This is a genomic window from Pseudazoarcus sp. NS20 (genome assembly GCF_059703745.1).
This window is the reverse complement of sequence record NZ_BAAKIY010000001.1, coordinates 156,924-175,828: the sequence shown is the minus strand read 5'-3', so window position 1 is coordinate 175,828 and position 18,905 is coordinate 156,924. Positions and strand designations below refer to the sequence as shown.

Here is an 18,905-nt window from a genome sequence, read left to right as displayed (position 1 = left end):
CAGAGATTGCATGTGCGCGGGTTCAGCCGTTACGGATGAGCCCCTCTGCACGGTCGGGGAGCTGGCTCAGCGCATGCCGCACCGTCTGTAGGCGCACGGCGTGGCGGTCGCCATTGAGGTGAAGTGTCTCGCTGACGACGCCGTTCGCGGTGGCCCAGGCGAAACAAACGGTGCCCACAGGTTTGTCGGCGCTGCCGCCTCCGGGGCCCGCCACGCCGGAGACCGCCAGCGCAACCTGAGCGCGGCTGGCCTTCAAGGCGCCTGCCGCCATTTCGCGCACGGTGGCTTCGCTGACCGCGCCGTGACGGGCAAGCGTGGCTGCCTGCACGCCCAGCATGTCGTGCTTGGCGTCGTTCGAATAGGTCACGAAGCCGCGCTCGAACCAGGCAGAGCTGCCGGCGATGTCGGTGACGACGGTGGAGATCCAGCCGCCGGTGCACGATTCGGCGGTGCTCAGCATCCAGCCCCGCTTGCTCAGCCAGGTGCCCGTTGAGCGCGCAAGTGCCTCCAGGGTGGTGTCGTGTTCGCTCATCCGAACAACCTTACCAGCACGGCCAGAACCAGCAGCGCGTAGGCAGCGGCCACGATGTCGTCGATCATCACGCCGAAGCCGCCCTTGAAGGCCGCTTCCACGTTGCGCACGGGTGGCGGCTTGACGATGTCGAAGAAGCGGAACAGCGCAACCGCCACGGCCTGCCACAAGAAAGTGTCGGGTGTGAACACCAGCACCAGCCAGATGGCGACCATTTCGTCCCAGACGATGGAGCCGTGGTCGGGTACGCCCAGCGCGCGGCCGGCGCGGTCCGCCGCCAGCACGCCGCCGATGAAAAGCACTACCAGCATTCCGAGCAACACGCCGTCGGACATGCTCCACGACAACGCCGGGAAGAGCAGCCAGCCGAGTAGCGTCCCGAAGGTGCCTGGGGCTTTCGGGGCGAGCCCCGAGCCGAAGCCGAGCGCGATGAAATGAGAGGGGTGGGCGAGCAGAAAGCGCAGGTCAGGTCGCATGATCAGGCGAAGTGGTCGTAGCCGCCCGCGCTGCCGATGCGACCGTCTGCTTCGACGATGCGCAGGCCGAGGGTGGGGGTGGTGTGGCCGATGCGATGCATCTGCAGCCCGAGTTCGGCCGAGATGCGCTGGATGTCGTCGCGGCGCTGCGCCGGCGCCGTAAATAAAAGCTCATAGTCGTCGCCGCCCGAAAGGCAGCTTGCGCGGGCGGATGCTGCATCGGCACCGAGTGCCTCAAGCGCGGCGACTGGCAAGAGCGCTGCCGCGATGTCCGCCCCCAGGCCGGATTGCTCCAGGATGTGCTTCAAGTCGCCCGCAAGGCCGTCGGAAACATCCAGCATGGCGCTTGCCATGCCGCGCAGCGCAAGGCCTGCCGCCACGCGCGGCTGCGGCCGCTGCAAGGCAGCGATGCATTCGGCGGCGGAGGCGGGAGGCAGCGTGATGTGCTCTTGCAGGTGTGCGAGGCCGAGTGAGGCGCGACCGGGTTGCCCGCTGACCCATATATCGTCACCCGCTTGCGCGCGGCTACGCGTCACAGCCTGTCCCGAGGGAACTTCGCCAAAAATCGTGACGCTAAGGTTGAGTGGGCCGCGGGTGGTGTCGCCCCCGATTAGATCGACTCCGAAGGTGTCTGCGCAGTCGAACAGTCCGCGAGCGAAGGCGGCGATCCAGGTCTCGTCGGCGCCAGGCAGCGCGAGCGAAAGCAAGGCCCAGCGAGGTTGACCGCCCATCGCCGCGATGTCGGAAACGTTCACCGCGAGGGTTTTCCAGCCGAGGTCTTCCGGGTTGGTATCGGCCAGAAAATGCGTGCCCGATACCAGCATGTCGGTCGAGACCGCCAGTTGCATGCCCGGCGCGGGAGCAAACAACGCCGCGTCGTCCCCCACGCCGAGGTCGGTATGGCGGCCGGGGCGAGTGAAATACTGGCGGATCAGGTCGAATTCTGAGGGCACGGTGAGCAGGGCGGGCGGAGGTTTCGAGGGGAGGGTATGGTTGCCTGTGGGCAGCGACCGAGTATAGCAAACGGGCTGCGGCGCCTTGCCCGGCGCACCAAGCCATGTCAGTGTGTTCGCAGCACGGTTTCCTGCGGTGAGAGAGGTGTTCATGGTCAGGGTGTTTGTGCTTCGTGGGGTGGTGGTGCTGTTGATGCTCGGCGCGGGCATCCCCGCCGGCTTGGCGCAGGGTTCGCCTGCGCTTATCGGGCCGATCACTCCGCCAAACCAGGTGCTGCCTGCCATGGCGACATACATGCAGCGCGCCTTTGCGGCCTTCGACGCGGCCGACAGCAGAGCGATGCCGCCGCCCGGCGGCGTGCTTTTCGTGGGGAGTTCGTCAATCGCCTTCTGGCCGGATTTGCGCGGCGAGTTCAGCGAATATCCGGTCATCATCCAGCGTGGCATCGCCGGCTCGCGCATGGCGGATCTGGCCTTGTACGCAGACCGGCTGGCCGTGCGCTATCAGCCCGGACGCATTGTCGTGTATGCCGGCGAGAATGACGTCGCAGCGGGCATTCCCGCGGCTAACATCCTCGAAGCCTTTCGGCTGTTCGTTGATCGGGTGAGCACTGCCTTGCCTGGCGTGTCGATCGCCTGGGTGTCCATCAAGCCGAGTCCAAGCCGGTGGACGCTGGAAGACAAGTTCCGTCAGGCCAACACGGCGGTGTCATCATGGATCGCCACCCGTCAGGACGTGGAGTACATCGAATTGCACGATGCGATGTTGGGCGCCGACGGCATGCCGCGCCGAGAGCTCTATGCCGAAGATGAGCTGCATCTCGGTGCCGAGGGCTACGCTCTTTGGGAGGAGGTGATCGAAGAGCGCTTACGCCAGTTGCCCTCTGGTGGCGGGGGCCGGTCGGCGGGAGACGTTGGCGAGGGCGATGCGATAGAGCACCAGCAGCGAGCCGCCCAGCACGATGAGCTCAAGCCACAGGGGCTGCCCACCGTCGCCCAGTAGCGCCAGAGCAAGGAAGGTGAGCACCAGGTGTGCACAGAAAACCTGCAGCGACGCCGACCCCAGCGTTTCGAGATGGCGCATCGAGGGCAATGTCCGCATGAGCGCAGAGCCGTAATGCGCCAGCACGATGGCCATGGCAATCACGTTCAGCATGCGCAGTGGGCCAAGCTGCCATTTGTCGAACAGATGGTTGGCTGCAGGCCAGTCGGGCAGGGGAGTCTGGCCCACGAGGTGGCGCCACGCGAAGGTCACCACCACGAACAGCACGGCGGCCGTCAGCACGCCGGTGGGAACGCGTTTCAGCGGGCTGTCTTCGTCCATGTGGCGTGCGCCCAGCCACAGGCCGCCCACCCACAGCAGTTGCCACGCCGGCAAGGCAAACGCGCCGGTGGCATTGAGCGGGACCGGGATGTTGAGCAGCGTGCTCAGGCCTTCATACACCAACCCGCCCAGTCCGAACTGGGCGCCGAGCCAAAGCGCGCCGCTCAGCGTGAGAATGGCTGGCCAGCCACCCCGTGCGCCGTAGGTGAGCAGCAGCGGCGTGATGATCAGAAACACCGTATACATCGGAAGGATGTCGAGCAGCGGGGGGCGATGCACCAGAAGCAGGCCGCCTGCCATGGCATGCGCGGGCTGATCGAAGTAGTAGCCGAGCAGGTTGGTGATGGCGGGCTGGTCGAGCAGCAGCCCCATCGCGGCAATGATCGTGAACAGGAACATCAGCAGGCCGATGTGGCACAGGTAAATTTGCCCCGCGCGACGTTGCAGTGCGGTGCGCATGGCGGGAGCGCCGTGGCGTTCGAGCTTGCGCGAAAACACCATCCCCGCGAAGAAGCCGGACAGCAGAACGAAGCCCTCGGCTGCCGAGACGTAGCCGAAAGGCTGACCCAACGCGCTTCCGATGGAAGTCGGAATGTGCGAGACGGTCATTAGTACGAGCATCAGCCCGCGTAGTGCGTCGAGTCCGGCAAGTCTTGTCATTTTTTGATTCCGGAAAGCAGCAGTGCTCAGCCTTGGAAGGCTTGTTTGCATCAAGTGCAGCCTTGTCAGGTGAGGCGCAACCAATGCAAAGATGTGCGCACCGCCTTGATACCTTATTTTCGTCGTTCGTCCCGGTGGGGTGCGCCTTGGGGTGTAACGAACGGTTTAAGGGCTTTTCGGTATTCTTGGAGCATTTTTGCGCCAAGGGCGCCCCAGTCGCTGGGAAGCGGTCGTGTCTTGTGCAAATGGATCGGCCCGGGTTTTCTTCCGTTCCTGCAAATATTGTTTCCAAGAATGCAAAACGCCAGCCCGGAAGGGCTGGCGTTTTGCATGAATCTTGGTGGGTTGTGCAGGATTCGAACCTGCGACCTACGGATTAAAAGTCCGCTGCTCTACCAACTGAGCTAACAACCCGGTACTGCTGAAAGACCGCGATTATTCCAAAGCCCCGCAGGGGCGTCAAGCACCTGCGTGAAATAACCCGATATGCATGTGGACGATCTTCAGGCTTCGCGCATCATCAGCCAGTACTGCACCTTCATGGTGACTGCTGCCCCGGCTATGATGGCTGCAGTGGTCAGAATCGAGCCTAAGGCCAGTGTTGAAAAGCCCGTGATGCCTTGGCCGATGGTGCAACCATAGGCTGTGACGCCGCCGAAGCCCATCAGGATGGCTCCGACGATGTGGCGCACGAGATCGCCCGTTTGCTGAAAGGACTCAAGCCGGAAGCTGCCCGACGTGACCGCATACAGAGTAGAGCCGGCGATCACTCCCAGCACGCCGGCGATGCCGAAGGTGAAGATGCGGCTGGTGTCGCTCCACAGCATGAACAGCTCAAGCGTGTAGGCGATCGGTGCGACGAAGGTGAAGGATTCGGCGCTGCCGCTGTTGGTGCCGATGAAGGCCCGCTCAAGGGTGCGCGGGTGTTCATCGACGTAGCCGATGTGTGCCGTCAAGTACCACCCAGCCACGCACACGGCCCCGATCACGGCTGCGCCAAGCAGCATGTCGATCTGTCGGGATTCGCGGCTGATCAATGCAAACACCAGCAGACCGCCGCCAAGCAGGGCGGTCAGAGCCAGCAATGCCGTCTCGCGCGCGATCCCCGTGCCGGCCAGGATCGAAGGCAGATCCTGCATGGTGGTCAATTCGAACGAGACCGTGTCGAGGTACTGCGTGCGCCAGACACCGAACAGGCCGCGCATGGTCATGTATGCCGAAATGCCCAGAAACACGAAAACGACAAGCGATTTGAGGTTGCCCCCGCCAATCCGGATCAGCGTCTTGGAGCCGCAGCCGGAGGCGAGCGTCATGCCGATGCCGAACAGTGCGCCGCCGAGAATGTTGGAGAACCAGATCACCTGGCCGCCGGTGTAGATCGAATCGTCGGTATTGAACAGCCCGCCAAGCTGCAGCGCGCTAGTGCCCAGAATGGCCACGCCGACGGCCAGCGCCCACATGCGCATGCGTGTCCAGTCACCCATGTTCACGACATCGGACACCGCCCCCATGGTGCAGAAATTCGAGCGGTTGCCGGCGTATCCGAAGATCACCCCGAGGGCGAAGGCCAGCCATGCAATGGTGGAGGCGGCAACGATGGGTTCGTCGAGCATGATGAAGGCGCCGAATGGCAAAGCGAAGGGGGCAATTCTAGTGCATTCGCTTGCACCTGTGCCGGACGCGCGGGCTTCGCGTTGCCGTGTGTGCGGGCGGATAATGAGCTTCGTCCGTCCCTCATGGAGTACGCCCGATGCCCGAGATCGTCCGTTGCAGTTGGCCTGGAAGCGATCCGCTGTACTTGGCTTACCACGATACAGAGTGGGGGGCGCCCGTACGCGACGAGCGAACGATGTTCGAATTCTTGCTGCTCGAAGGAATGCAGGCAGGGCTTTCGTGGATCACGGTGCTGCGCAAGCGTGAGCATTACCGCAAGGTTTTCGACAACTTCGACCCCGAGCGCATCGCACGCTACGACGACGCCAAGAAGGCTGCTCTGCTTTCCGATGCGGGCATCATCCGCAACCGCGCCAAGGTTGATGCGGCCATCCTGAATGCCCGAAGCTGGCTGGCGATACGCGATGCCGGGGAGGACCCGGTCGAGTTGTTATGGAGCTTCGTCGGTGGCGAGCCGCGGCAGAACCAATGGGAAGTCTCGTCGCAGGTGCCCGCCATGACCGCGGAGTCCGATGCCATGTCGAAAGCACTCAAGGCGCGCGGTTTCAAGTTTGTAGGCTCGACGATCTGTTACGCCCACATGCAGGCTACGGGCATGGTGAACGACCACATGGTGAGCTGCTTCCGTCACGCCGAAGTGGCGAAGCTGGCGCGTCAGGCTAATTAAGGGGGAGACGCTCGGTGAACTTTCTGGCGCATGCATGGCTTGCGGGTGATTCAACGGCAGACCGTCTCGGTGGCCTGATTGGCGATTTCGTCAAAGGGCCGCTTCCGGCGGGCTTGCCTCAGCCTGTCGCTGAAGGCGTGCGTCTGCACCGGGCGATCGACTCATTCGCCGACACGCATCCGGCGTTTCGGCGCGCCTGCGAGCGTGTGCCAGCCGAGCGCAGGCGCGCCGCAGGCATCATCGTCGATATGGTTTTCGATCATTTTCTGGCCCTTCGCTGGCCGCAGTTCGAAGAGATCGTGCTGGAGGAATTCACGGCGCAGGCCTACCGGCTGTTGGGGGAGCACCGAGCGATACTGCCGCCCCGCCTGCTGAGAATACTGCCGTGGATGACTGCCGATGACTGGCTGGCGTCGTATCGCGAACCCGACTCAATCGCCTACGCGCTTGATCGGATGTCGCAACGGCTAAGCCGGCCCGGGCTGCTCGCCGGGGCCGGATCAGTGCTGTTTCAAGAATACGATGGGTTCGAAGCGGACTTTGCCGACTTCATGCCGGCCGCTCGCCGCTTTGCGGAAGAGCACCAACGCAATCGGGCGCTCAGCGAGGGCTGAGCGGGCTCTGCATCGATTGAACCACTACCGCGGGTTCGTAGTAATGCACGATCCGTGGCGGGGGGGCATACATCGGAGCAGGCGGGAAGTAATACCGGTGCACGACGCCGTATGACAGCTGATGATCGTGCTTGCCCGAGTACGGCGTGCTGCGATGGTAATGGTGACTGTTCTTGCGTTGGTCGTAATGCTGCGTGTCGCGGTGCGGCGCATCATGCCCTTGCCCGCGCTCGGCCATGACCGGCAACGACGCAACGAGCAGCGAACCACCGAGCAAAAGCGGCACGAACATTTGGCGAAAATCGATCGCTTTCATGAGAGCCTCCCTTGGCGGGCCAAAGCAGCCGAATGCCGCCTGCCCAGTCGTGAACAGTAGGGGAGCCCACGTTTCGTGGCTGTAAGAGCTCGCTACGGAATGTTTCGTCGTTGAAATGAAAGTGACCCGGCCTGAGAAGGCCGGGTCACTTTCATTTCCCGCGTGAATTTTATTGGTTTTACGCGGTGCGAGGCCCGATCAATTCAGCTTGAAGATGATCGGCGGTACGGTCACCACCACGCCCGGTTCGTAGTAACGCGCTCGCGGCGGAGAGTGATAATGGTGATGTTCGACCACGCGCACGGATTTGTGATGCTTGTGGTGCTTCTTCACATGTTTGGGCTTGCCGCGGTTGTAGTGGTGCTTGCCGCCGCGGTGGTCGTGATAGTGGTATTCCACTTTGGGTGAGCCGTAGCGGCGATGGTCGTGATCTGCCAGTGCGGGCAAAGACGTGGCAATCAGCGTTCCGCCCAGCAGGAGCGGGGCAATCAGGGTGCTTAGTTGAAAGGCCATTCGAAAGCCTCCTATACGAAGCGCATGGCCCAATGCCGTGCGGCGACGACGGCAAGAGTAGGCTCGGCAAAGTGTCCGCGCTGTAAAGCCTGATTGCTTAATGTTTCAGGCCCGTGCTCGTTGAAGAGTCACGGGCCTGAATGCAGGGTGTGCGGCGAGTTATGTGCAGGAAGATTGCGTGCCGCGCCTGACCTGGTTACTTGCGAGCTTCTTTCTGGATCTTTTCACCGCCGCGTTCGAGATCCTTGCCGGCCCCCTCGATGGTGTTGCAGCCACCGACAACGAATGCAGCAGCCAGCATGGCCAGCACGAGCTTCCAGGTTTTGTTCTTCATGATCTCTCCTTTTGGGGCTATGCAGCCCGATCGATTGGAATGCCTGGGGAAGAATACGCGGCCACCCGAGACAACCGGTAGCCACCGCCGACAAGCACTTTCCCCAGCTGTGTCGGATGGTTTGACTATAGTGAGTGGCGCGTTGCCACGCTAGACCCCTGTCGCACCCGCGACACGGTGGCGGCCAGTAAACCTGCGACTGATACGAGGTTCTGGAAGGTCGTCAAAATGTTCGAGGTTGTAAGTTCGCGGCCGATGGCGCGCTAGCCCGGCGTGCGCAATCCGCTGGCGTTTCACTGCGCAGCAGCGGACTGGTTCTGAAGCGGCACTGAACGGCCTTGCTCGTCAATCGCAACGAAAACGAGGCTGGCAGAGGTGCAGTGACGTCGTTCCCCGGTTTCCGGTTTTTCCGCATGCATTTGTGCCTCGACAGTGAGGGAACTGCGGCCGGTTTTGACGACGCGCGCATCGACCTCCACGACTTCGCCTGCGTGGGCTGGGGCGAGAAAATCAAGTCGTTCGCTGGCGGCCATGACGATACCGCAACGTGCATGCCGTGTTGCCGCAGCAAAGCCGGCTTTCGCCAGCCAATCCATCGCCGGGCCGCCGTGGAGGATGCCGCGATGCGTGGTGTGGCCTGGAAAGACCACCTCGGCAACGCGCACGCAGCCGTCTTGCTGCGGCTTCACCGGTGGCGCGGGGTTCGGGGCGATTTTGCTGACCATCACGGCTTGGCCTGACAGGCACAAAACGCGTCCCCCGCTCAACAGATCTTCAGCGAATAGCTGGGCATCCACCGTCACCGAACGCTCGCCGACGCGTGTAACGTGCCCGACGCATTCCGTCAGACTGCCTGCTGGCACCGGAGCGTGAAATTGCAACTCCCGCAGCGATGCCGTCACCAAGGGGCCGCGCAAAGCCTTGCTGCCCAGGATGAAGGCGAACTTGTCGAGCATCGACAGGGCCGCACCGCCAAACAGCGTGCCGTGATGATTGCACTGGTCCGGCAGCACGAGATCGGTCAGCGACAGGGTCAAAGGAGAAGGCATGAACGGCTCCGGTTAAAAGCGGAGTCGTAAACGGAACGCGCGTCGCCCGTAAACGTGACAACGCAGCCTTCTCGCCAGGGGCACCCCGCCCGAACGTTATTGAAGAGTGTTCCGGGCAGGTCTCCTGACTCTCGGGTCTTGATCGTCCGCCGCCTTCCCGGAATACACCAGTGGCTGCGTGGCGCACGATTCGCCGAATACAGTTGCGGGGGCAGTTCCGGCTTGCAGGCGCCTGGCCTGTTCCCGGATTCCCTTTTCATGCCCGGCGTGAGCGGCGGGCAACCTCGGAATGAGTGAATGATATCCGGTCCTGCCGCGCGAGTGCTTGCCCGATGCTTGTCGCTGGAGGGTATTCCAGCGCGATGTTGCAGCCGGAAGTTCCTAACTTTGTCTGCGTTGGTGACAAGGCCCTCGGTCGTGGAGGGAAAAGGAGCGACGCGTGGCGTGGCGGCATTTGGCATGCAGGTGGGGTCGTGTGGACGAGGAAAAGCCCGGAATTATTGGGCTTTCGGCGAAGTCTGCGTTGCGGGTACGCCTGCTGCTGCGGAGCGCATCAGGGGCGTTTTACGTGTCAGCCGAAGTTCGGGCGAAGACACATTTGCATACCCGTCCGGCGAGTCGACTTGCACATGTAATAGCGTCCTTGTGTCATCGTGAATCCGTAGCAAGTCAGTGCCGATTGCCATCGATAACGCCTGCACCCACGGAGTCGCTATCCATGTCTCTCGGAAAATTCCGCGGCTCGGATGCCGCCAAGAAATTCACTCTGGAGACCCAAAATGTCCATAGGCACTCTTCTTCTGATCATCCTCATCCTCATGCTGCTCGGCGCCCTGCCGGCATGGCCGCATAGCCGTGGTTGGGGCTATGGCCCGAGTGGTGGCCTCGGCTTGGTCGTGGTGGTCATCCTGATCCTGCTGTTGCTCGGGAAGATATAAGCGATGCTTTGAGCGGGCTGCATGCCGAATTCATCGGCATGCAGCCCGGAAGCACAAAGGGCGCAGCGGAAAACGCTGCGCCCTTTGTCGTTCATGGCGGAAGAGACCGCCGCTTCTAGCCAAGCAGAATGACGTGCACCCGCCGCGGTCCGTGCGCACCGAGCTGAATGGTCTGCTCGACGTCGGCCGTGCGTGAAGGCCCGGAGACGATGTTGGTGGCACGCGGCATACCGCGCTGGCGCAGCAGCGTCCAGGTGTCTTCGAAGTAATCCACGATCTGACTTCGTTCCAGCACCACGATGTGGTCGTCTGGCACGAAGTTGTGAGTGATCGGGTTGTCCGGTCCGGAAGCGAAGATCAGGCTGCCCGTTTCGGCGACGGCGCTGAAGCAGGTGGTCACCGAGAGGGCTTCTTCGATGCCGGCGGCGCCGTGATGGACCTGCCAGTCAGCTGGCCATCGGAGGTCGCGCAAGGCGCCACCGACAGCGGCTTTTTTGCCCAGCTCGTGCTCCGCTCGGTAGGCCTCGACGGCTGCCGTTACGTCGTTGCGGCCGGCGACGCGCACCACGGTGCCGGCACGGCTTTCGAACTTTCGTACGAAGCGCTCGACGGGGTCTTCGTCTTGCGCGGGGCGGGTGTGGGTCGGGACGCGAGCGTCGAGCGTGGCGCGCTGCATGGCGTCCAGCGGGCCCCGGCCGAGTGCACTGTGGATCGAGCCCAGGATGGCTTCACGAGCGGTCATTTTTGCCCCCTGCGGGCTTTCCATTGATCAATGAAGGTCTTGCCCGGCGGTGCAGGCAGATCGCGTGAATCCGTCCAGCCGCCGGCCATGGGCAGGCTCTGGATGCGGTCGTGCTTGCCGGTGAGGGCCAGCAGACGCGCTGCGATGCGTTCGCCGAAGTGATAAAGCTTGGGGCGCGTTGCGGCAAAGCGCCACAGCTTCAGCGCGTTGCGCTGCATTGGCGGCGAAATCTGGCGCTGATGTTGCTGGTGGCGCAGCTCGCGCAACAGGTCGGGTAGCGGGATCTTGACCGGGCACACCGAGCCGCAGCGACCGTTGAGGGTGCAGGCGTTGGGCAGGTCGTAGGAATTGTCGAGGCCCTTGATGAGCGGGGTGAGCACCGAGCCCATCGGGCCGGGATACACCCAGCCGTAGGCATGACCACCGACCGAGCCATACACCGGGCAGTGGTTCATGCACGCGCCGCAGCGGATGCAGCGCAGCATCTCGCGGAACTTGCCGGCCAGCATCTTGGAGCGACCGTTGTCGACCAGCACCACGTGGTATTCCTCGGGGCCGTCGATGTCTTCCGGGCGGCGCGGGCCGGTAGACAGCGTGGTGTAGCTCTCGGTCTCCTGGCCGGTGGCGCTGCGCGCCAGCAGGCGCAGCAGCAGCGTCGCGTCGTCGAGCGTGGGCACGACCTTCTCGATGCCGGTGGTGACGATGTGCACCTTGCCGAGCGTTTGCGTGAGGTCGCCGTTGCCTTCGTTGGTAACGATCAGCGACGAGCCCGTTTCGGCAATGATGAAGTTGCCGCCGGTGATGCCGATGTCGGCCTGGAAGAACTTGCTGCGCAGGATGTCGCGCGCCTCGTTGACGAGGTCGGGCACGGTGTCCTTGGGCGGCAGGTTGTGCGAGGCCGCGAAGAGCTCGGTGATCTGCTTCTTGGTCTTGTGCACGGCCGGAGCAATGATGTGCGAGGGTGGCTCGCCGGCGAGCTGGATGATGTATTCGCCCAGATCGGTTTCGACCACCTCCATGCCGTTGTCGATCAGCGCCTCGTTGAGGCCGATCTCTTCCGACACCATCGACTTGCCCTTGCACACCGTCTTGGCTTCACGGCGCTTGCAGATGTCGAGGATGATGCGTCGTGCCTCGGCGGCGTCACGTGCCCAGTGCACATGGCCGCCTGCAGCGGTGACCGCTGCCTCGTATTTCTCCAGGTAATGGTCGAGGTTTTCGAGAATGTGGTTCTTGAGGTTCTTGGCCTCTTCACGCAACTGCTCGAACTCGGGCAGTTCAGCCGCGCGTGCCGCACGGGTGCCGATGAAGCCATCACGCGCACGGTTCAGAGCCTGCTGCAGGTTGGCGTCGTGAATGGCAAAGACGGCGCGCTTGGGGAATTCGCGGGAGCGGATTTCCATCAGTCGATCTCCTTGCCGTCACCTGCGATGCCGCGGCCGCTGGCCATGCCGGCCAGCACCTCGGCGGTGTGGAAGACGCGCATCGGAGCGTTGATGCGGCGCAGGCGGCCGGCGATGTTCATCAGGCAGCCGAGGTCGCCGCCAAGCAGCACCTCGGCGCCGGTGTCGAGCGCGTTGCGGATCTTGTCGTCGACCATCTTGGTCGAGATCTCGGGGTATTTGACGCAAAACGTGCCGCCGAAGCCACAGCACACCTCGGTGTCGGCCATCTCGCGCAGCGCGAGGCCTTCGATCTTGGCGAGCAAGGCGCGTGGCTGGCCTTTGACGCCCAGACTGCGCAGGCCCGAACAGGAGTCGTGATACGTGGCGCTGTGCGCAAAGCGCACGCCTTCGGGCAGCGTGGCGCCGAGCACGTCATGCAGGAAGGACATCAGTTCAAAACTCTTCGCAGCCAGCGCTTCGGCGCGCGGTTTCCACTCGGCGTCTTCGGCGAACAGAGCAGGGTAGTCGTGGCGGATGGTGGCCATGCACGAACCGGACGGGCCGACCACGTAATCGAAGCCTTCGAAGGTGGTGATGACCTGCTTTGCCAGAGCGCGGGCGGCATCGAAATCACCGCTGTTGTAGCCGGGTTGGCCGCAACAGGTCTGGGCCTCAGGCACGTCGACGACGCAGCCAGCCTCTTCGAGCAGCTTTACCGAGGCAAAGCCGACGTTGGGGCGGAAGACATTCATCAGACAGGTAGCAAACAGCCCGACGCGCGGACGCGGGGCAGGGGTGGCGGACATGAAGGGTCTCCGGGAAGGCGGTTGCGTTGGCGGTCAGTGTAGCAAGGCCGGGTGCTCGGCGAATCCGTGATTTTCCGCACCGCAACGCCCGCATGGATGCACCGAAATGGTGCTCGAGAATAGGGGGATGCACTTAATCGGGACGGCAATCGGCGTGGGGTGCAGGTTCCGGGGCCATGCGCGTAGGCATGCACCTTGCTGAACCCAGGTTGAAGGCCGCAGGCAGGGTTGCCCCGGCGAAGGCGGACAACGGCGTCCGCAGGGAGAAAGACCATGAAAAAACGTCAAACGGAACGTTCAGCGGCCGATCTGGCCTACCTCACCCGCTTCATGAGTGGTCTGCATGAAGATCAGCGCAAATTGCGCGAAATCCAATCGGTGTACGACAACCTCACGCTGCTCGGGCAACTGCTCTGCGCGGGCACCGATATCACTGGCATGCGCTCGGATTTCAACGATCTGGCGGCAGAATTGCTCGATCAACTCGCGCGTGAATTGCGCAAGAAGGCGGTGCGCAGTCTGGGCTCGGACGCGCGCGTGGCCATCGATATTCTGGTGCGCAATCTGTTCGAACGCACTGCCGACATCGGCTTTCTGGCCACCGACGAAGACGTGTGCGCGTTTGCCGAAGATGTCGAGCGGGATGCCCACGTGGCCCGCGACCGCGCGCGCATCGCAGCGCTGGTCGAGCGCTTCGACGAATACGTCAAGAAGTACTCGGTGTATCACAACATCATCCTGCTCGGCACCGATGGCAAGGTACTGGCGCAACTCGATCGCGGCAACGCCGTCACGGAGTCGTCGGACGCCCTGATCAAGCAGGCGCTGACAACCTCCGAGGCGTATGTCGAGGTCTTCCGCAAGTCCGACCTGGTGCCGGGTGAGGCCTCGCCGCTGATCTATGCCTACCGGGTCATGTCGGCGGATGGCTCGCATCCGGTCGGGGTGTTGTGCCTGTGCTTCCGCTTCCACGACGAGTGCGAGCGCATCTTCGAGGGTTTGCTGGCCGAAGACGACTGGACCGTCGTCACCCTGCTGGACGACGACGATCGCGTGATCTCCAGCAGCGACCCGTACCAGTTTCCGATCGGTGCCAGGCTTGAGCGTTGCGAAAGCGACGAAGCCAGCATCGTGCGCTTTGCCGGGCGCGAGTATCTTGCGACGACGCGTGCTTCGCAGGGTTACCAAGGCTACGAAGGGCCGGGCTGGGTGGGGCACGCGTTGGCGCCGCTCAATCACGCTTTCGAGATGGCGGTGGCACACGAACTCGAGGCGGTGCCCGAGCACCTGCGTCAGGGCGTGCTCGAGACCACCACGCTGTTCTCGCAAGCCTTGCGGGACATTCCGCTGCGAGCCACCAGCATTCAACATGAACTCAACCGTGCAGTGTGGAACGGCACGCTATGGCTGACGCGCGATGCGCACGCCTTGAATGGCTCGTTTGCCAAGGTGTTGCTGTGGGAAATCGGCAGCACCGGCGTGCGAACGCGCAATGTCTTCAGCGAATCGACCACCAACCTGTACGACACGGTGGTGTCGTCGGTACTGTACGACTGCTCGGCACAGGCTGCGCTGGCGATGGACATCATGGACCGCAACCTCTACGAGCGCGCCAACGATTGCCGTTGGTGGGCGCTGACCAGTGCCTTCCGTGAGTCGCTGGCAGAAGGGCGGGCGCACGAGCCGGCCGAGCGTGAGAAGCTCACCGGCATCCTGCGCACCATCAATGGCTTGTACACCGTGTACTCGAACCTGCTGGTGTTCGATGCCAAGGCGCGCATCGTTGCGGTGTCGAACCCGGCCTATGCCGACATGATCGGCGAAACGCTGCACGCGGACTGGGTGCGCGAGACGCTGTCGCTGCCCGACACTCAGAGCTACTGCGTGTCGGACTTTGCACCGTCGCCGCTGTATGCAGGCCAGTCCACCTACGTGTACACCTCTGCGATCCGCGCGCCGGATGCTGCGGCCGAGCCGGTCGGTGGTATTGCGATCGTCTTCGACTCGACTCCGCAGTTCGAGGCCATGCTGCGTGATGCGCTGCCGCGTACCGAAGAGGGGCGCATCGTGGATGGTGCGATTGCCGTGTTCGCAGAGCGTGACGGTCGCATCGTGGCCACCACGGATGAGACGCTGCCGATCGGCTCGCGGTTGAACATCGGCCGCGCCTTCTTCGACCTGCCGGCGGGGGAATCCTGCGCGAACGTCGTGGAGTACAACGGGCGCTACTACGCAGTGGGTTCGCGCATGTCGTCGGGTTACCGCGAATACAAGAGTGCCAACGACGCCTACCGTAACGAGGTGGTGGCCTTGGTGTTGGTGCCCTTGTCCGACAGCCTGGCTCAGGCGGGCAGCCGCGATGACCAGCGCAATGCCTCGGGTCAGTACATGACCCGGCCGGCGGGGGCGGAAGACGCGCTGGAGATTGCCACCTTCTACATCGGCGGCAGCTGGTACGGGGTGAAGGCCACGCATGTGGTGGAAGCGGCTGACCGCTGCACCATCACGCCGGTGCCAGGCATGCCGCCGTGGGTGCGTGGCTGCACCATGTATCAGGGGCAGCCCATCAGCGTGTTCGATCTCACGCCCCTGTTGCCGGGCAAAGCAGGGCTGAAGGGCAACGGGCAGCTCGTGGTGCTCGGCATGCCTGATCAGGATGTGCGCTTTGCAATCCTGGTGGATGAACTGGGAGATATCCCGGAAATTCCGGTGGGTCGGATCGACCCGGTGCCGCCGCTGCTGGGGCAGTCAGGCACGTCGTTGACGGAGAGTCTGGTGCGGCCCGACCCTGCGAATCCGGGCACGGATATTCTGGTAGTGCTGTCACTGGAGGCGATCATGCGCCGTTTGGCCGCCGCCGCTGCCAACCAGCGGGAGGATCAGGGCGGCAGCGGCGAAGTCGCCATTCTGCCGCCCTTGCCCAGAGCCGTGGCCTGATCAGACCTGGAAGCGCTGGACCACGCCGGTCATGCGGTCGGCGGTGGCATCCAGCGCGTCCGCGCTCTCGGCCGATTGCTCCATGGTGCTGTTGGTTTCTTCAGCTTGCTGGGCAATCTCCTCGATGCGGCGAGCCACTTCGGCCGACGCCATTGATTGCTCACGCAAGGCGGAATCCAGCTCCGACACGATGACTGCAACTTCCTGTGCGATGCCTTGCAGCTTGCCGATGATGTCGCTGGCACGCCCAGCCTCTTCGCTGCTGGCCTGCACCGCACTGACGCCACGTTCGATACCTGCCACCGCTTCGCGCGTCGAGCCTTGTACCTCTTCCACCATGCTGGCGATTTCCTGCGTCGACTGAGCCGTGCGCTCGGAAAGCTTGCGCACCTCGTCTGCCACCACGGCGAAGCCACGGCCTGCTTCGCCGGCGCGAGCGGCTTCGATGGCCGCATTCAAGGCGAGCAGGTTGGTCTGCTCGGCGATTTCACGAATCACCGCAACGATACGGGAAATCTTCTCGGATTGCGCTTCGAGGCTGGCGATCTGATGGGCCGCCTGTCCGACGACGCTATCGACCTGCTTCATGTTGTCGACCAGACGCCCCATGGTTTCACGACCGTTGCGTGCCTGACGGTCCGAGTCGGTGGCGAGGCCGCTGGCGTCGCCGGTGCGTTCGGCCACGTGCGAAATGGATACCGTGAGCTCTTCGACGTTGGCAGCGATGGCGGCCGCAGCGCTGCTTTGTGCGGCGGTGCTGGCCTGTACTTCGGAGGCGCTGCGTTTGAGTTCCTTGGCCGATGTGGCGACCTGATGTGCGCTGTCGCGTGTCAGCGAGATGGTCTGGCGCAGCGATTTCTGCATGGTGCCGACTGCATGGATCAGCGCGCCGATCTCGTCGCGGCTGCTGCTCGGCAGCGGTGCTTGCAGGTTCCCGTTGGCAATCTGCTCAACCGCCAAGACCGTGTCGCGCAGCCGGCCGCCAATTCGTGCAGCGATGAGCAGCGTGAGCACGATGGTCAGCAAAATGGCAACCACGGTGGCGGTGATGCCCCAGTTGAAGGCAAGGGCGACTTCCTCTTCGGCCCTCAAGGCTGCGGCCTCTGCTTCATCCTTGTTCTGCTTGACGAGGGCGTCGATGGCGTCGCGCACGGCGTTGGCTTCCTGCACCCAAACCGTGCGGCGCAGTTGCTGGGCGCCTTCCATGTCGCCAGTGCGTACCAGTTGCCGAGCTTGGCCGACGGCCTGGTGGTACCGCTCTGCGGCGGCCACCGCGACCTCAAGCATGCTCTGCTCCTCGGGCGAATTGGCTAAGGCGCGGTAGTTGCTGAAGGCCTGGTTGAGGGTGCCGTACAGATTGTCGAGATCATTCTCGATGCGGGTTGCGGCGGCAGCGTCATCGGGCAAGAGGAATTCGAGGCTACGCACACGATAGCGCAGACGCAATTGGCTCAGGCCTGCGGCAGCCTCGACGCCCGGCAGGGCCTCGTCGGCAATGGCTCGAGTTTCGAAGCCGATCTGCCGCACCTCGAACAGCGTGAAGACGATGGCGAGCAGCAAAACGCCACTGGTCAGGCTCGCAAATAGGAACAGCTTGGCACGCATGCCGAGATTGTCGAAAGTATTCATGGTCCTGCTCTCATTGATGCGGCGAGTCTGCCGTTTGTGATTTAACGGCGGGCAGACCGCTGGCTTTAGGGTTATTTTCTGCGGATGCCTACGCGTCGCCCGGCATGTTCGTCCGGCGGAAGGGCGGATTGCGCGGTGCGCAGCCTTTCCACGCGGGTGAGGATGTCGTCGGGAAAAGGCGTTGATCGGCGCGCCTGCATGTCGATGTGCATGCTGATCGATTCGTTGGTGGCCGCCAGCCAGCCTTCAGTCGCGTGATACATGCGATGCAGCATGTGGAGACGCTTGTGGTCGGCGTCTATGAGCCGGGTGCGTACCAGATAGGGTGCGCGCGGCAGCAACTCACGCTGATAGGTGAGATGCATTTCGAGTGCGAAGGTGGAGCATTGCGTACGGCGGATGTACTCCGCGTTCTTGCCGAGCAACGCGTGGAAGCAGTCGGTCGCGCGATCGAAGATCAGCAGGTAGTAGGCCACGTTCATGTGGCCGTTGTGGTCCAGCCACTCGTCCAGCACTTCGCCGTCGGCGGTCAGCAGGGGTTCGGCCGGAAAGTGGTCGAGTGGTTCGGTTGGGCTTGCCGCGTGCGTCACGGGTGATCCTGCAATGAATCTGCTTTGCGATTGTGGGTCACGCCGGTAACACCGGCCGTCAGAATGAAGCGCATGGCCTCGTCCATCGGGATGTCCAGTTCGCGCACGTTGCCACGCGGTACCAGTGCGGTGTAGCCACCGATCATGTAGCTCATCGGCAAGTAAACCAGCACTCGCTCGTCCTCGCCGTAGCCGAAACCTTGCGGCAGGCGGTCATGATCGGCTTGGGTCACCAGCCCGATCACTTCCAGACCATTCTCGGGCAAGCGCACGGCCACCACCTGACTGAAATCCTTCTTGCGCATCGGCGAGAAGTACTCGAAAAAGTCGCGAATGGTCGGATACACACTGCGGATCACCGGCAGTTTGAGTACCAATGACTCGCTGTATTCGAAGAGCCGCCGCACTACATAGGTCTGCATCAGCATGCCGACGACGAAGCACAGCGCCAGCCCGATGATCACGCCCAAGCCAGGGCGGTAGATACCTTCCGGCAGCAACTGCATGAGCTGGGCGCCCAGCAGATGCTCGGCTGAGCTGCCCAGCCAGTAGAGCACGTAGATCGTCAGCGTGATCGGCAGGAGGGTGATCAAGCCGGTCAGGATGTTGCGGGTGATGACGCCCATGGCTGTCCTTGTCGTGGGTGAGCAGCTGTTCGAACGCTGATTGTTTAACACATTCAGGACTTTGGCCGCACCGGAGATGCAAAAAAAAGCCCCGGAGCACTGCTCCGGGGCTGAGTCCGTGGCGGGGCCAAGCCCGCCAG

At 63.0% G+C, this 18,905-nt stretch carries 19 protein-coding genes, 1 tRNA gene, 1 pseudogene and 1 riboswitch; of the genes and pseudogenes, 5 read left to right on the top strand and 16 right to left on the bottom strand.

The genetic code is table 11. The features are described from left to right. Window positions 1–22: 22 nt before the first annotated feature. The 3 genes from pncC to thiL are packed head-to-tail and all read right to left on the bottom strand — an operon-like array spanning window position 23 to window position 1,961. A complete protein-coding gene (gene pncC, locus AC6H0W_RS00835; RefSeq protein WP_497575210.1) occupies window positions 23–532 on the bottom strand; it encodes a nicotinamide-nucleotide amidase in 510 nt (169 codons plus the stop codon). Beyond that, complete coding sequence (locus AC6H0W_RS00830) at window positions 529–1,008, bottom strand: phosphatidylglycerophosphatase A family protein (protein WP_497575209.1); 480 nt, start codon at window positions 1,006–1,008, stop codon at window positions 529–531. Before AC6H0W_RS00830 ends, pncC begins: the two co-directional genes overlap by 4 nt. Before the next feature lie 2 nt (window positions 1,009–1,010). Next, window positions 1,011–1,961: a thiamine-phosphate kinase gene (gene thiL, locus AC6H0W_RS00825; RefSeq protein WP_497575208.1), complete on the bottom strand. Its 951-nt coding sequence runs from the start codon at window positions 1,959–1,961 to the stop codon at window positions 1,011–1,013. 151 nt (window positions 1,962–2,112) lie between these two features. Between thiL and AC6H0W_RS00820 the strand changes: the two are divergent. After that, window positions 2,113–2,793: pseudogene (locus tag AC6H0W_RS00820) on the top strand (GDSL-type esterase/lipase family protein); the annotation flags it as partial. Between the two features lie 36 nt (window positions 2,794–2,829). Here AC6H0W_RS00820 and opgC read toward each other — a convergent pair. From opgC to AC6H0W_RS00805, 3 genes are all read right to left on the bottom strand, one after another. Further along, the gene (opgC, locus tag AC6H0W_RS00815) at window positions 2,830–3,945 is read right to left on the bottom strand and encodes an OpgC domain-containing protein (RefSeq protein WP_497575207.1); all 1,116 of its coding nucleotides are present in this window, start codon (window positions 3,943–3,945) and stop codon (window positions 2,830–2,832) included. 338 nt (window positions 3,946–4,283) lie between these two features. Next, window positions 4,284–4,359: transfer RNA gene (locus tag AC6H0W_RS00810), tRNA-Lys, on the bottom strand. Window positions 4,360–4,448: 89 nt separating this feature from the next. Further along, on the bottom strand, window positions 4,449–5,558 hold the full coding sequence (locus AC6H0W_RS00805; protein ID WP_497575206.1) for a YeeE/YedE family protein: 1,110 nt from the start codon (window positions 5,556–5,558) through the stop codon (window positions 4,449–4,451). 137 nt (window positions 5,559–5,695) lie between these two features. Between AC6H0W_RS00805 and AC6H0W_RS00800 the strand changes: the two genes are divergently transcribed. Both AC6H0W_RS00800 and AC6H0W_RS00795 read left to right on the top strand, forming a co-directional pair. Further along, complete coding sequence (locus AC6H0W_RS00800; protein ID WP_497575205.1) at window positions 5,696–6,286, top strand: DNA-3-methyladenine glycosylase I; 591 nt, start codon at window positions 5,696–5,698, stop codon at window positions 6,284–6,286. Window positions 6,287–6,300: 14 nt separating this feature from the next. Next, on the top strand, window positions 6,301–6,900 hold the full coding sequence (locus tag AC6H0W_RS00795; protein WP_497575204.1) for an acyl carrier protein phosphodiesterase: 600 nt from the start codon (window positions 6,301–6,303) through the stop codon (window positions 6,898–6,900). Here the strand turns inward: AC6H0W_RS00795 and AC6H0W_RS00790 are convergent. From AC6H0W_RS00790 to AC6H0W_RS00775, 4 genes are all read right to left on the bottom strand, one after another. Next, a complete protein-coding gene (locus AC6H0W_RS00790; protein WP_497575203.1) occupies window positions 6,887–7,216 on the bottom strand; it encodes a hypothetical protein in 330 nt (109 codons plus the stop codon). The two genes, AC6H0W_RS00795 and AC6H0W_RS00790, sit on opposite strands and share 14 nt — an antisense overlap. A gap of 198 nt (window positions 7,217–7,414) precedes the next feature. Then, the gene (locus AC6H0W_RS00785) at window positions 7,415–7,729 is read right to left on the bottom strand and encodes a hypothetical protein (RefSeq protein WP_497575202.1); all 315 of its coding nucleotides are present in this window, start codon (window positions 7,727–7,729) and stop codon (window positions 7,415–7,417) included. 196 nt (window positions 7,730–7,925) lie between these two features. Then, entirely contained in the window at window positions 7,926–8,063 is a 138-nt protein-coding gene (locus AC6H0W_RS00780; RefSeq protein ID WP_497575201.1) for an entericidin A/B family lipoprotein, read from the bottom strand. Window positions 8,064–8,356: 293 nt separating this feature from the next. After that, the gene (locus AC6H0W_RS00775) at window positions 8,357–9,112 is read right to left on the bottom strand and encodes an acyl-CoA thioesterase (RefSeq protein ID WP_497575200.1); all 756 of its coding nucleotides are present in this window, start codon (window positions 9,110–9,112) and stop codon (window positions 8,357–8,359) included. Window positions 9,113–9,209: 97 nt separating this feature from the next. Then, window positions 9,210–9,415: riboswitch (cobalamin riboswitch) on the bottom strand. A 476-nt stretch (window positions 9,416–9,891) separates the two neighbouring features. Between AC6H0W_RS00775 and AC6H0W_RS00770 the strand changes: the two genes are divergently transcribed. Further along, entirely contained in the window at window positions 9,892–10,050 is a 159-nt protein-coding gene (locus AC6H0W_RS00770; RefSeq protein ID WP_497575199.1) for a DUF3309 family protein, read from the top strand. Window positions 10,051–10,165: 115 nt separating this feature from the next. Here AC6H0W_RS00770 and AC6H0W_RS00765 read toward each other — a convergent pair whose 3' ends face one another. Genes AC6H0W_RS00765 through AC6H0W_RS00755 form a run of 3 tightly spaced genes read right to left on the bottom strand, consistent with a single transcriptional unit; the run spans window position 10,166 to window position 12,983 of the window. After that, entirely contained in the window at window positions 10,166–10,792 is a 627-nt protein-coding gene (locus tag AC6H0W_RS00765) for a LutC/YkgG family protein (protein WP_497575198.1), read from the bottom strand. Further along, entirely contained in the window at window positions 10,789–12,195 is a 1,407-nt protein-coding gene (locus AC6H0W_RS00760) for a LutB/LldF family L-lactate oxidation iron-sulfur protein (protein WP_497575197.1), read from the bottom strand. The genes AC6H0W_RS00765 and AC6H0W_RS00760 overlap by 4 nt, the downstream gene beginning before the upstream one ends. Continuing rightward, window positions 12,195–12,983: a (Fe-S)-binding protein gene (locus tag AC6H0W_RS00755; protein WP_497575196.1), complete on the bottom strand. Its 789-nt coding sequence runs from the start codon at window positions 12,981–12,983 to the stop codon at window positions 12,195–12,197. The genes AC6H0W_RS00760 and AC6H0W_RS00755 overlap by 1 nt, the downstream gene beginning before the upstream one ends. Before the next feature lie 273 nt (window positions 12,984–13,256). On the opposite strand from AC6H0W_RS00755, the gene AC6H0W_RS00750 reads away from it, so the two are divergent. Further along, a complete protein-coding gene (locus AC6H0W_RS00750; RefSeq protein WP_497575195.1) occupies window positions 13,257–15,920 on the top strand; it encodes a chemotaxis protein CheW in 2,664 nt (887 codons plus the stop codon). On the opposite strand, the gene AC6H0W_RS00745 is transcribed toward AC6H0W_RS00750, so the two are convergent. The 3 genes from AC6H0W_RS00745 to AC6H0W_RS00735 form a co-directional block, all read right to left on the bottom strand. Beyond that, complete coding sequence (locus AC6H0W_RS00745; protein ID WP_497575194.1) at window positions 15,921–17,549, bottom strand: methyl-accepting chemotaxis protein; 1,629 nt, start codon at window positions 17,547–17,549, stop codon at window positions 15,921–15,923. A 71-nt stretch (window positions 17,550–17,620) separates the two neighbouring features. Further along, window positions 17,621–18,139 carry a thioesterase family protein gene (locus AC6H0W_RS00740; protein ID WP_497575193.1) on the bottom strand — a complete coding sequence of 173 codons (519 nt, stop codon included), beginning with the start codon at window positions 18,137–18,139 and terminating at the stop codon, window positions 17,621–17,623. Continuing rightward, complete coding sequence (locus AC6H0W_RS00735) at window positions 18,136–18,765, bottom strand: DUF502 domain-containing protein (protein ID WP_497575192.1); 630 nt, start codon at window positions 18,763–18,765, stop codon at window positions 18,136–18,138. The genes AC6H0W_RS00740 and AC6H0W_RS00735 overlap by 4 nt, the downstream gene beginning before the upstream one ends. Window positions 18,766–18,905: the final 140 nt, after the last annotated feature.